We start from the raw sequence: 12494 nt of genomic DNA, 5'->3' as shown, positions 1-12494 counted from the left end.
TTAGACGCTTCTGTCTGCATGGCGATTATTTAACCGCTTTCATGAAACTATCAATAAAGGGACGATGGTGTATTCGCTTGATGTCAAGGGGAAATATTATGAACTTTTTGGCACAATCATTATAGCATATGAATTAATTTTCGCCTATTCTTTTCCTGTAATATTTTAGTTTTGAACGTTTATTTTTCGTTGTTAGCGATAAAACCGTATCACTTGCAAGCTTCGTTTCTTCCCACGTACTAATGAGGCCAACTTCGATACGATGCACAATTTGAAAATGAACGACACCATCTGCAAAACTCTCCTTTTCAAATCTTGTAATATTTGCTATAAACGAAGATGAACCCTAAAAGGAGTGTCGCTCATGGAACATCGTAAATGCTATCGTGCGCATATCGTCCCTTATGGCGATCGTGTTGTTATTGTAGAAGGACCCGTGAAGCCAGAAGTATTACAAGTGCTAGACATGCATTCTGACCTGAACGCCTTTCGAAGGCCTAAAGAACAACATCAAGCACTGATTGAAATTGCTGCGCTTCCCGAAGGTCGAATGATTATTGCACGTGATGAGAACAACATTGTGGGATATGTTACCTTTCATTATCCGGATGAGTTAGAACGCTGGTCTGAGGGTAACATGGAAGATCTGATCGAGCTTGGTGCAATTGAAGTAGCCGCTGATTATCGTTCACTTGGACTCGGGCGCCGTATGATTGAAACCGCATTTGAGGAAGGTCAACTAGAGAATTACATTGTGTTTACAACCGAATATTATTGGCACTGGGATTTAGACGGAACTGGCCTTAATGTCTGGGACTACCGCAAAATGATGGAGAAACTGATGGAGTCTGTTGACATGATTTGGTATGCTACGGATGATCCTGAGATTTGCTCTCATCCTGCCAACTGCTTGATGGTACGTATAGGCAAGGATGTGCCTCTCTCTTCAAAAGAACAATTTGACCGTGTCCGCTTTCGACAGCGTTTCATGTATTGAATACTGGAGGATTTACCGCATGAGTAGCAAATCGAACGCTTTATTTATCCAACATGTCGACACATTTAATTATCATTTTTACGCAGAGCATCCTTTTGACCAAACACGTTTGCATATGACGCAGGATTTGCTATCACGAGTTGGCGCGTTGCAGCCAGCACAAATGATTTCACCAGCTTCCGCCTCATTGGAAGCGCTTCAGCTCGTACATAGACCTGACTATGTGAACGCAGTTCGCCAATTAAGCGAACCATTGCCTGACCCAGACTGGATTCTTAAAGCAGCTGCCTACGGTTTAGACACAGACGACACCCCCTACTTTCCTGGTATGCATCAGGCAGCGTCAGCTATAGTAGGAGGCTCTGTCGCTGCCTGTGATGCCGTTATGTCAGGCCGTACGCAGCATGCCATCCATCTGGGAGGTGGCCTTCACCACGCCTTCCCTGGTAAGGGGGCGGGCTTCTGCGTCTATAATGATGCTTCTGTCGCGATCGCCTTGCTTCGGGAACAGTATGATGCACGAGTTCTGTACATTGATACAGATGTCCATCATGGAGATGGCGTTCAATGGTCCTATTACACCGATCCTAACGTAATGACCTATTCTATTCATGAGACAGGCAAGTTCCTGTTTCCTGGCACTGGGTTTGTATATGAACGTGGAGCAGGTGAAGGATTCGGTTCGTGTGTAAATGTTCCTTTGGAGCCTTATACAGAAGATGAATCGTGGCTGGAATGCTTTCAGGACACGATAGAGCAAGTCACCCATTCGTTTAAGCCAGATATTATTATTAGCCAGCATGGATGTGATGCGCATGCGCTGGACCCCCTTTCACATATGCATTGCAGCATGCGGATCTATAAGGAAATGCCACGTATTATTCATCAGCTCGCCCATACCTATTGTGAAGGACGATGGGTAGCGCTCGGAGGCGGTGGTTATGAAATATGGCGTGTCGTACCTCGTGCCTGGAGCCTGCTTTGGCTAGAGATGACAGATCATCCGCTTATTAAACAATTAAACGAAGCACCGCTAAAGCCAATCCCAACCGCATGGATGGAGCATTGGCAGCACCGTTCACCAGTGGATTTGCCGCAAACTTGGCTTGATAATGTGAACTTGTGGGAGCCTATGCCACGTCGTGGAATTATTCAAGAACATAATACGAAAGTGAAAAATATTGCTTTGGAGTATGTTCGTTAGGACATACGCGCCAAAATATAGCTAGATTCTTGAACTAATCTGAGCATAGATCCCATACATTGTCCTGCTTCTGGTATACAGCAATAAAAGGGTTGAGCACATGTAAGCATGCTCAACCCTTTTCTACTACACTCAAGTACAAATTGTGATATAACCACGTACGTAACGAAATGTCCTTAAAATGTGCTCTATTTTGCAGCTTGCAACTCGCGCAGAATGCTTTCGATAATTTTAAAAGAGTGCTCGGAAGCTGTCACCGTAAACTCTGCAAAATTCACATGTGCAGAGCCATCCGCTTTATCAGACATCGAGCGTATAATAACAAACGGCACATCGTTTAGCATACAAGCCTGCGCCACGGCAGCGCCTTCCATCTCCGTACATGCGCCCTCAAAGTCCTCATACAAGGCACGCACCTTATCACGGCTTGCAATAAATTGATCGCCGGACAATACGATACCCGTCATATAACGTCCTTCAAAATGAATTGCGCAAGCACGTTCGGCCAGTTCAATTAATTGAGCGTCTGCTGCAAACGTCGAACAAGCTTGATACGGAATTTCGCCTAGCTTAAATCCAAGCGCCGTCACATCCATATCATGCTGAATGCACGCGTTTGAGATGACAATATCGCCAATATTTAAGTTCGGATTCACCGCTCCCGCTACACCTGTAAATAATAGTTGAGTTACTTGATAGCGGTCAATTAATACTTGCGTCGTAATGGCTGCATTAACCTTGCCGACACCCGACTTACAAATTACGACACGATGGCCGTGCAGCAATCCTTTATAATATCGGTTGCCCACCTGCACCTCTTCTTCCATGTCCGATACAGCTTTAAGCAATAAAGCGATTTCCTCATCCATTGCACCAATAATTCCGATTGTCATCTTATTCCCTCCCACGCGTATCCATTCATCTTACCTGGTAATACACCCAGACGTGTCCGTACATGCAAAAAGCCCCGTTAATCGGGGCCTAGCACCGTCTCGTGCGCTTATTCGTTCACGGAGCTTACTGACAAACGAAGAATAGTCTCATGCGGCAAAATAACTTGCGAGTGCTCCACATTCTCTTTCTTCATAAGCTTAGTTAACAACCGCATAGCTACCGCTCCGATGTCATACATCGGCTGTGCAACCGTCGTCAATTGTGGGCGCACCATAGAAGCCATACGAATGTTGTCTACACTGATGACTGAAAAATCGTCAGGCACTTTAAGACCTGCATCTTGAATACAATGGATGGCACCGATCGCCATCTCATCGGTTGCAGAGAAGATTGCCGTTGGCTTCTTCTTTAAGCCGAGGAAATATTTCATCGCCTCAACACCTGATTCGTAACGATAGTTCCCAATTCGAACCAGATCTTCCTTGTATTCAATACCAGCGCGCTCAAGCGCCTTCTTGTACCCTTGGAATCGAGCAAAGCCATTCGCAGGATCTTGCAGCGTGCCGCTAATCATCGCAATGTCACGGTGGCCGTGACGAATTAGCGTGTTCACTGCATCAAATGCCGCCCCTTCATGGTCAATGTCTACTGAAGGGATAACCCCGTTCTCATCCGTTGTTGCACACAATACGATAGGTACAGAAGCTGTACGGAAAGCTTGTACATGATCTTCCGTAACTACCCCACCCATAAATAGCAAGCCGTCCACTTGTTTCTCTAGCAACGTGTTAATAACACGAATTTCCTTCTCCTTCTTCTTGTCCGCATTGCACAAGATGATATTGTAATGATACATATTAGCTATATCTTCAATACCACGCGCAATCTCAGCAAAAATGGAATTGGAAATGTCAGGGATAACAACACCAACAGTTGTTGTCTTCTTGCTCGCAAGTCCGCGGGCAACCGCATTGGGGCGATAACCTAAACGCTCAATCGCTTCGTACACTTTCTTACGCGTTTGAGGCTTTACGTTCGGGTTGTTATTTACAACCCTGGAGACAGTCGCCATCGAGACGCCTGCTTCTCTCGCTACATCATAAATAGTTACCGTCACGATCCTTCTCTCCAATTACCTAGTTATTTAATACGTACTCACATATTAAAGTCCATAATACGATATTTTCTGAAAATTCGCAATGACACGTCAACTCATATACATAAATTGTCGTATTTTAGCTAAATTGAGAAAGGATTGGCTCCAACTTGTCATATCGAATCCCATAATGGGAATCGTGCCAAATGACTTTACCATCTTGCAGCACTAACACTTGCGGTGATTCATGTTTGATACCAAGCTCATTTGCTGCCAGAAGCGACACCTCTCGATGCTCGACCACATAAATTAACCCGAATTGGATCGAACCTTGCGCAAAATCCTTTACGACAAGCGACATCTCTTCATTCGCATTCGTACTAATCGGGCAGCGTGTGCTGTGCTTGAACAACACCACCGGCTGTTCATGGGACTTGTTGATCAGTTCATGCAGCTTGGAATCCGTATCCACATTGTACATCAATACCTTCCTCCTCAAACGCTGATATATTACATTATTGCTAACTTAACTAATTTTAACCTGATAAGGAGTAGCACTAAATGTTGTTAGTTGTGTTAGCCGCCGTTGAATGTCGATCATCCACTCCACATCCCCCCAGGTTTTGGCCAGTAAATAGATGTCAAGCAGATGATTCACCCGCTCTTCTACCCTATTGTTAAATAAATCCACCAAATGATCGCCGCCCATATCCAGACATTCTTTCAATACACTGGCTACTTCATGCTCATCATCAAAATAAATGCGCTTTCTTTTTGTTGCTTCGTCATTTGTTAACAGCTTCATCAACTTAATTACATCCTGCTTTAGCTCAGGGAACAGCTCTGAGTGATCACAGCAAGTACAGGTGTATACTGGAACGTGATGAATCTCAATGGTTCGTGCATGTACTACAGTACGTAATGTCATATCCATCTCTTGACCGCATGTGCAACGTTTGTTCATACCGGATCACCCCTAGATTACATATACATTCGTCTCTCGTATTTGCATTTGTGCATGTTAACCCCAACTACTACTCTGCGCATGTATGGATTAACGTATATTTCGACTTTATTAACCGTTCTCCTGCTCCAATAACCATGTATTTATTTACACATTTAGAAAAAGAGAATTCGTTTGATGTATAATAAACAATGATGTTACTCACAATTATAAGCCTTTACCCTCGCTTTTGTATGTTCATTTAAAGGCAATTGTGGTTAAATACGTGCTACTGTGCCAGTATTTGCACGTTGTTTAACAGTTGGACACATAGACTATAAACCTTAAAGGAGTCGATTACTCGATGCGTTTACTTGGAAAAAAAATCGTTGCGCTAGTTGATGAAGAGTTCGAAGATCTGGAACTGTGGTACCCCGTTTATCGTGCCCGTGAAGAGGGCGCCGAGGTTCACCTGGTTGGTGCGGAGGCTGGACATACTTACATGGGGAAATATGGTGTTCCCGCTACGTCGAATTATGCCTTTAAAACGATAAATACCGCTGACTATGATGCCCTGCTCGTACCGGGTGGATGGGCGCCAGACAAGCTGCGCCGTTATGAAGATGTGCTGCGGATTACACGTGAGATGAACGAGGCCAATAAACCAATCGGGCAAATATGTCATGCAGGCTGGGTGTTAATTTCCGCCAAAATATTGAACGGCAGAACAGTAACATCTACACCAGGAATTCGTGATGATATGGAAAATGCAGGAGCTATATGGCTGGACAAGGACGTTGTAATTGACGGAAACATCGTTTCCTCACGTCGTCCACCAGACTTGCCTGCTTATGGCAAAGCGTTCTGCGACGTACTCGCTAGCATATGATAATTATAGCCTATATTTAGGCATGTGCGAAGTGTGGTGCGGAGGTCTCCTGCCACACTTCATGCCTGTCAACATCGTTATTACTCATGTACCTCAAAAATTGATCGTCTTTTCCCCCGTCTGTTCTGGAGCTGAGCTTGGGAATTGATCCAGATGAAGCACTTGTTCCAATTCAGCCTTGTTTCGACTCAAAAATGCTTGTTTTGTCACTTCAAGACATGTCACATGGGCTGTCCGCCGGATAGCCGCCTTCACTCTCGGAATAGATCTCGAAGACATGCTCAGCTCGTCAACCCCTAATGCAACCCAAAGCGGAACCGCACGCGGATCGCCAGCCATCTCCCCGCATACCCCGACCGTTATACCACTTTTTTTCGCGGACTCAACCGTGTGACGTATAAGTCGAAGCACAGCGGGATGATAAGGATCATACATATGTGCAATTTGTTCATTCATCCGATCCACAGCCAATGTATACTGTACCAGATCGTTTGTGCCAATGCTAAAGAAATCCACTTCCTCCGCTAAAAGATCCGCAATGGCAGCTGCTGCGGGCACCTCAATCATAATACCAATTGGCAACTGTTCGTCAAAAGCTGTATCTTCTTGGCGAAGCTCATCCTTAGCAGCCTCCAGCAGTCTTTTAGCGGCCGCTACTTCCTCAAAGGAGCTAATCATCGGAAACATGACTTTCACCTTGCCAAAGGCACTTGCACGCAATATAGCACGAAGCTGTGTCTTAAAGACGTCCGTTCGATCCAAGCAGATCCGAATCGCCCGATAACCTAAAAATGGATTATCCTCTTCAGGAAGCTGTAAATAATCCATCGGCTTATCTCCGCCGATGTCAAGTGTCCGAATAATAACGGGCCGATCTTGAAACGTTTGAGCGACTTCCTTATACACAGTAAATTGCTCCAGCTCATTAGGTGGGTATGTACGGTCCATATACATAAATTCCGTTCGGAACAAACCAATACTTTCCGCCCCATTGTGCTCTGCAATATCAAGCTCTCTAGTGGAACTAATATTTGCCGCAAGATGTATCCTATGTTGATCGCTTGTCTCCGCAGGAAGATCCTTCATTTTAGCCAGCTCATCGGCTTCCTTCAAAAACAGATGACGGCGTTCTTCATACCATACCATCACTTCATCGGTTGGTTCGACGTACACATAACCATGCTCACCATCCACAATGACCATGTCGCCCGTCTGAATCGGCTTCTCCAACTTTCCATCCAGCCCCAAAACAAGTGGAATACCGAGTGCCCGTGCCATAATTGCGGAATGCGAGGTCTTTCCTCCCATAAGCATTACGATACCGAGCACATTTTTTGGATTCAGATGGACAAGTTGTGAAGGGGATAGTTCTTTAGCCACCAGAATGTAAGGCTGCGTATCCGTAGGTAATGTGATTTCTGGCGCGCCTAATAAATGCTTGAGCAGCCGGTTGCCCACATCCTTAATATCAAGCGCACGTTCTTTCATGTACTCATCGTCAAGCAGATCAAACATCGTGACAAAATGATCAATTGCTTCTTTTACTGCAACTTCTGCTGCTTTATATTGTCGTTGAATAATACCCTGTATTTCATTCATAAATACGGGATCTTCTAATATGGCGAGATGGGCATCAAAAATTGTTGATTCTTCCGTGCCCACCATATCGCGGATTTCATTTTTAATATATTCAATCTCATCCTTGGAAGAGCGAACACCCTCATATAAGCGTTCGAACTCTCTCGCCAGATCGGAGGGATCCATCTTCTCTTCGGGAACATCCCACTCCCATGTAGGGAGTACAAATGCTTTACCAAGCGCAATCCCGCTTGATGCTCCTATGCCTCTAACCTTTTGAGTCAACGCTTCTCACCCCCATTACTGTCTTCGCGCAGGACTACGGACAACACAGATGTCTGTCCCTTCTTCACTTGGGCATAAGGTGCGAAGCTCCATGATGCAACCTTATCTGAATTGGTGATAACCATTGGTGTGGCCATTGATCGGCTCCTCTTCTTGATGTAGGCAATATCGAATTTGACAAGCAGTTGACCCGGCTTTACTTCTTCGCCCTCTTCAACAACAGCCTGGAAGCCCGCTCCATTCAACGTTGATGTTTCGATTCCGATATGAAGTAATACTTCCAAGCCTTCCGGCGTCTCTATTCCAACCGCGTGCATCGTTGGATACACGTGTCTAATGAAGCCGGCAACAGGAGACACAAGCTCTCCTTTGTCAGGGTAGAAGGCAACACCATTCCCGACCAGCTTCTTGGCAAAAATCGTATCCGGCACTTCGTCAATCGGGATCATCCGCCCTTGTACCGGTGCAACAAACCACACTTGTTGCATGTTGCGCTGTATTCGTTTTAACATTTCATCCCGTAAAATTTCCGAGTATGTACCAAAAACAACTTGCACATGTCCGCCGCCCAGCCGGAGCACACCTGCTGCGCCCAAGGAACGGAGCGTACGTCGATCAATCAGCTTGTCATTATGTACGCGCAGACGGAGGCGAGTAATACAGGCTTGAATGTCAACAAGATTATCTTTGCCGCCAAGCGCCTGAATAATCAAAGGTACGCGGTGAATAAGGTCACCCGCCATATCATCCAGCAGCGATCCTTCTACCCGCCCAGGCGTAGGAATCTGAAATCGATGGATTGCAAAACGAAACAGCACATAATATATAACGGCAAACCCAACTCCGATTGGGATTAACCAAATCGCATTGGTCGAAAGATGAAAGTTCACAATATAATCTAAAGCCCCAGCCGAAAAAGAAAACCCGTGGTGAATCCCTAATTCAGCAGTAAGCCACATCGCGGCCCCTGTCAGCAGCGCATGCACAACAAACAAGTAAGGAGCAGCAAACAAAAATGCAAACTCTATAGGTTCCGTAATGCCTGTAAACATCGATAAAAACGCAGCGCTTAAAAAAGTTTTGTACACTTTCGGACGTAAATCCTCACGTGATTCATGAATGATCGCCATCGCCACCGCAGGCAGTGCAAACATCATTATTGGAAACAAACCAGCCATATATGTACCCGCTGTTGGATCACCCGCAAAAAATCGCGGCAAATCACCAGTAAAAGACATACCAGATGTATCGTTGTAAGACCCTACTTGAAACCAAACGATATTGTTTAGCAGATGATGCAAACCAAAAGCGACCAGCACCCGATGAAGCACTCCATACAGAAATACACCAAAGCTGCCCATTGCTAATATTTCATCGCCTACAAACGTAACCCCTTGCTCTAGGAATGGCATAATGGACACAAGCACAAAGGATAACCCTACAGAACATAAAGACATTACAATCATCACAAAGCGCGGACCGCCAAAAAACTGTAAATATTCAGGTAATTGAAAATGATGAAAACGATCGTGGGCCAAGCTTGCCACCACTCCAAACAACACACCGATAAGTATGGTTGGTTGAACGATTGTTATCCCCGCTGGCGTTGTGTATTCGAGCAATTGATGGAAAATAAACATGCCCACTAAAGCGGCGAAGCCGGCATTCCCTTCATTGTTGGACAAGCCAAGCGCAACGCCTACGGCAAATAAATAGGGCATCATATTCAGCATCGTCTTGCCGGCCCAATCCATCCAAACCGAAGCGTCAGCGAATCCTAAGCTGCTTAGCAGTTGAGCGATGGCAAGCAAGATCGCAACCGCCGGCAAAGCCATAAGCGGCTGCATTAAAGCACGAGAAAGTTGCTGCAACGATCCTAATTGATTCAAGAGCACCTCTCTCCTTCCAGTGCGAGTCACAAATATATTGTATAATCTAGCATATGTAAGTCAAAATAAACGATGTCTCAGCGTTTGGAAGACGCTGTTGTATAAGGACTGCATATATAGACCAATAACTAACTTTACGTTTAACCCAAGTCCAAAGCCATGACTATTATACGCTACCTCCAACGTAAACAACAATAAATAATTAGTCAAGGCTCCTTTTCGTTGACTGATGATCATTTAGGAGTTTACTTTAATGCGGTTTCTCTGGCCTCTCTATGAGCAACACTATAACCAAACGAAAATAAGAGCCGTTAAGGAAAGGAATAACTTCTCCTGCACGGCTCTTACGAGTTTGTTCTATATTTATTTGTGTTGTTTTCCTTCAGGCAGCAGTATCGCGTCTACAACTTTAATGCAAGCATCCATGACAAAATCCATACCATGCGCACTAGCATAAGCTGCCGCCTCCTCGTTCACGATACCTTGTTGCAGCCATACCGCGCCTGCGTTCACTGCTGCTGCTTCCTTGGTGACGTCGAGGCAGAACTCGCTGCGACGAAACACATTAACGATATCAATCGGTTCTGGAACAGCCGCCAATGTGGCATAACAAGTCTCACCCAAAATCTGTTCAGCTTTCGGGTTAACCGGAATAATTCGATAACCTTTGTTCTGCATCGCTGCCGCAACCATGTGCGACGTGCGTGTCGGATCTTCTGACAACCCAACAACAGCAATTGTCTTGCTGGATGATAGCAACTGTTTTAGTGCATCTTGCGAAGGATGTTCATAGGCCATCGGAAATTCCTCCATTCTCATATACGCTTTAGTACCTCATGTAAGCTATGCGGTTATCCAAGCTACTGAGCTAAAATAAATTTATGCTTCGATCCATTCCACTTGTGCACCGAGCGCTAGCAGATGGTCAAAATATTGCGGGTAGGACTTGGCAACGTGATGCGCATCCTTGATGCGAATAGGCTGCTTCGCACGCAGCCCCACAACGGTCAGCGCCATGATCACTCGATGATCATAATGTGCGTTAATTTCTACTCCACCTTCTACACCTTCTGGGCGTCCGTGGACAATAATCTCCGCCTGACGCTCTTCTACATGAGCCCCTGCCTTACGAAGTTCATTTACGTAGTCAGTAATTCGATCGCATTCCTTGTATCTAAGATTCTCTACGTTATAGAAACGCGAAGTTCCCTCTGCAAATACCGCTGCCGCTACCATCGCTAACACCGCATCTGTTGCAACATCCCCATCAAACTCGAGCGCGGTTAACTTACCTGCGCTTTGCACACGTACGACATTGTCTTCGTGTGTCAAGGGTACGTTCATCATCCGCAGCACATCCACAATGGCACGCTCCCCCTGCTTACTGTCCACGGTTAATCCACGCAGCGTAACATCAGAATGCGTTACGGCAGCAGCCGCTAACACAGCGGCCGAACCTGGATAGTCACCTTGCACGTAATAAGTGCGAGCGGTGTATTGCTGCCCTCCTGGAATACGGTAGTGCATCAAATCTTCACTCGCCTCAATCGTGATGCCGGCTTCACGGATGACTTCAAGTGTTTGCCCCACTACTACTTTTGACTTCAAATCATCCGTTACTTCGACAACACTGTCTTCTTTCAGTAGCGGCAGCAAAAATAACAAGGAGCTCAAATACTGTGAACTAATGTTGCCGGATACTTTAATATGTCCGCCTTTTAATTGCCCCCCACGAATGGCAATCGGCAATCGACCTTCCCGATGCTCAATATCAGCCCCTAGCTGCTGAAGCGCCACAATTAGATCATCGTGTGGTCGCTTGCCGAGGGATTCGGGATATGTATTTACAAAATGTACTTCTGGCAACAACGAAGCTATGCCCATCAAAAAGCGCAGCACGGCACCCGCATTTCCAACGTTCAGCTCCTTAGACGCAGGCTGTAGCCGTGGGGTGCTCCCAAAGCCCGTTAATTCGATCTTAGCATCATCTTCTACCAGTATTGCACCGAGATCCTGCAAGCAGCGGCGCATGGCATCACTGTCTTCACTATGTGCCGGATAATAGATCGTGCTTGTTCCTTCCGCCAATGCGGCAACGAGCAAATAACGAGTCGTGTAGTTCTTGGAAGATAAAGCTTGAATATCACCCTTCAATTCCGTTGTCGGTTTGACCAGCATGTCCATTACAACCACTCCTTTTTATCGATTTATTATTTTAAATTTTGTACTCCATGACAAATGATCATTTGCTCTACTCTACCGCTCACTGCCCACTCGATCCGGTTGATGTGAATTGACAAAAGATAACGCGCTTATTATGATCATTTTGACAACTTGTGATATATATCATATCTTATTTGCAAGAAATATGATCATTAGATTTAAGGGAGGCCCTATGAATACTATACCGGAAATTGATGTTTCAGAAATAAAGTTACGCCTTGAACGTGGTGAAGCGTTAAACCTCATAGACGTGCGCGAGCATGAGGAAGTCGCTCAAGGCATCATTCCTGGCGCCAAACATATTCCTATGAACGAAATACCGGATCGAATCCAAGAGGTTGAGCGTACCTCGGAAATCATTTTTATATGCCGCAGCGGTTATCGCAGCGAGCGTGTCTGCGAATACTTGCAGCACATCGGCATTGAAGGTGCTGTTAACATGGAGGGTGGCATGCTGGCTTGGGCTGCCATCGAGGGTCCAATCCAGTTCTAGTCC

Annotated in this window: 12 protein-coding genes; 4 read left to right on the top strand and 8 right to left on the bottom strand. The window is 45.5% G+C overall.

From position 1 onward, the window contains the following. Nucleotides 1-364 precede the first annotated feature (364 nt). Together H509_RS0110455 and H509_RS0110450 are read left to right on the top strand one after the other, a co-directional pair. Nucleotides 365-997, top strand: coding sequence for a GNAT family N-acetyltransferase (locus H509_RS0110455; protein WP_028545034.1), 633 nt, complete (start codon nucleotides 365-367; stop codon nucleotides 995-997). Between the two features lie 19 nt (nucleotides 998-1016). Continuing rightward, nucleotides 1017-2201, top strand: a complete 1185-nt coding sequence (locus tag H509_RS0110450) for an acetoin utilization protein AcuC (protein WP_028545033.1) — start codon at nucleotides 1017-1019, stop codon at nucleotides 2199-2201. A gap of 188 nt (nucleotides 2202-2389) precedes the next feature. Here H509_RS0110450 and H509_RS0110445 read toward each other — a convergent pair whose 3' ends face one another. The 4 genes from H509_RS0110445 to H509_RS0110430 form a co-directional block, all read right to left on the bottom strand. Then, complete coding sequence (locus H509_RS0110445) at nucleotides 2390-3094, bottom strand: 5'-methylthioadenosine/adenosylhomocysteine nucleosidase (RefSeq protein WP_028545032.1); 705 nt, start codon at nucleotides 3092-3094, stop codon at nucleotides 2390-2392. Between the two features lie 107 nt (nucleotides 3095-3201). After that, entirely contained in the window at nucleotides 3202-4212 is a 1011-nt protein-coding gene (gene ccpA, locus H509_RS0110440) for a catabolite control protein A (RefSeq protein ID WP_028545031.1), read from the bottom strand. A 118-nt stretch (nucleotides 4213-4330) separates the two neighbouring features. Then, nucleotides 4331-4672 carry a bacillithiol system redox-active protein YtxJ gene (ytxJ, locus tag H509_RS24910; protein WP_036696903.1) on the bottom strand — a complete coding sequence of 114 codons (342 nt, stop codon included), beginning with the start codon at nucleotides 4670-4672 and terminating at the stop codon, nucleotides 4331-4333. A gap of 45 nt (nucleotides 4673-4717) precedes the next feature. Then, complete coding sequence (locus H509_RS0110430; RefSeq protein ID WP_028545030.1) at nucleotides 4718-5155, bottom strand: hypothetical protein; 438 nt, start codon at nucleotides 5153-5155, stop codon at nucleotides 4718-4720. Nucleotides 5156-5498: 343 nt separating this feature from the next. Between H509_RS0110430 and H509_RS0110425 the strand changes: the two genes are divergently transcribed. Beyond that, complete coding sequence (locus H509_RS0110425; RefSeq protein WP_028545029.1) at nucleotides 5499-6023, top strand: type 1 glutamine amidotransferase domain-containing protein; 525 nt, start codon at nucleotides 5499-5501, stop codon at nucleotides 6021-6023. Nucleotides 6024-6116: 93 nt separating this feature from the next. On the opposite strand, the gene ptsP is transcribed toward H509_RS0110425, so the two are convergent. The 4 genes from ptsP to aroA all read right to left on the bottom strand — a co-directional run bounded on the left by ptsP (nucleotide 6117) and on the right by aroA (nucleotide 11959). Further along, nucleotides 6117-7886, bottom strand: a complete 1770-nt coding sequence (gene ptsP / locus H509_RS24905; protein WP_036696897.1) for a phosphoenolpyruvate--protein phosphotransferase — start codon at nucleotides 7884-7886, stop codon at nucleotides 6117-6119. Beyond that, nucleotides 7883-9775 (bottom strand): glucose PTS transporter subunit IIA, encoded by a 1893-nt coding sequence (locus H509_RS0110415; protein ID WP_028545028.1) that lies wholly within the window; start codon nucleotides 9773-9775, stop codon nucleotides 7883-7885. The genes ptsP and H509_RS0110415 overlap by 4 nt, the downstream gene beginning before the upstream one ends. A 363-nt stretch (nucleotides 9776-10138) precedes the next feature. Then, nucleotides 10139-10573: a CoA-binding protein gene (locus H509_RS0110410; protein WP_028545027.1), complete on the bottom strand. Its 435-nt coding sequence runs from the start codon at nucleotides 10571-10573 to the stop codon at nucleotides 10139-10141. Between the two features lie 81 nt (nucleotides 10574-10654). Then, nucleotides 10655-11959 (bottom strand): 3-phosphoshikimate 1-carboxyvinyltransferase, encoded by a 1305-nt coding sequence (aroA, locus tag H509_RS0110405; protein WP_028545026.1) that lies wholly within the window; start codon nucleotides 11957-11959, stop codon nucleotides 10655-10657. Between the two features lie 211 nt (nucleotides 11960-12170). Between aroA and H509_RS0110400 the strand changes: the two genes are divergently transcribed. Further along, nucleotides 12171-12491: a rhodanese-like domain-containing protein gene (locus tag H509_RS0110400; RefSeq protein ID WP_028545025.1), complete on the top strand. Its 321-nt coding sequence runs from the start codon at nucleotides 12171-12173 to the stop codon at nucleotides 12489-12491. The last annotated feature ends 3 nt before the right edge of the window (nucleotides 12492-12494 follow it).

It is taken from the genome of Paenibacillus taiwanensis DSM 18679 (genome assembly GCF_000425125.1).
Lineage (GTDB): Bacteria > Bacillota > Bacilli > Paenibacillales > Paenibacillaceae > Paenibacillus_B > Paenibacillus_B taiwanensis.
The sequence above is the reverse complement of the archived record's forward strand: the minus strand, read 5'-3'. Positions and strand labels throughout refer to the sequence as shown.

What these genes read in the sequence shown, in the direction of transcription:
- H509_RS0110450 (WP_028545033.1), top strand. Translation starts at nt 1,017, where the DNA reads ATGAGTAGCAAATCGAACGCTTTATTTATCCAACATGTCGACACATTT.
- H509_RS0110455 (WP_028545034.1), top strand. Translation starts at nt 365, where the DNA reads ATGGAACATCGTAAATGCTATCGTGCGCATATCGTCCCTTATGGCGAT.
- H509_RS0110425 (WP_028545029.1), top strand. Translation starts at nt 5,499, where the DNA reads ATGCGTTTACTTGGAAAAAAAATCGTTGCGCTAGTTGATGAAGAGTTC.
- H509_RS0110445 (WP_028545032.1), bottom strand. Translation starts at nt 3,094, where the DNA reads ATGACAATCGGAATTATTGGTGCAATGGATGAGGAAATCGCTTTATTG.
- ytxJ (WP_036696903.1), bottom strand. Translation starts at nt 4,672, where the DNA reads ATGTACAATGTGGATACGGATTCCAAGCTGCATGAACTGATCAACAAG.
- aroA (WP_028545026.1), bottom strand. Translation starts at nt 11,959, where the DNA reads ATGGACATGCTGGTCAAACCGACAACGGAATTGAAGGGTGATATTCAA.
- H509_RS0110430 (WP_028545030.1), bottom strand. Translation starts at nt 5,155, where the DNA reads ATGAACAAACGTTGCACATGCGGTCAAGAGATGGATATGACATTACGT.
- H509_RS0110410 (WP_028545027.1), bottom strand. Translation starts at nt 10,573, where the DNA reads ATGGCCTATGAACATCCTTCGCAAGATGCACTAAAACAGTTGCTATCA.
- H509_RS0110400 (WP_028545025.1), top strand. Translation starts at nt 12,171, where the DNA reads ATGAATACTATACCGGAAATTGATGTTTCAGAAATAAAGTTACGCCTT.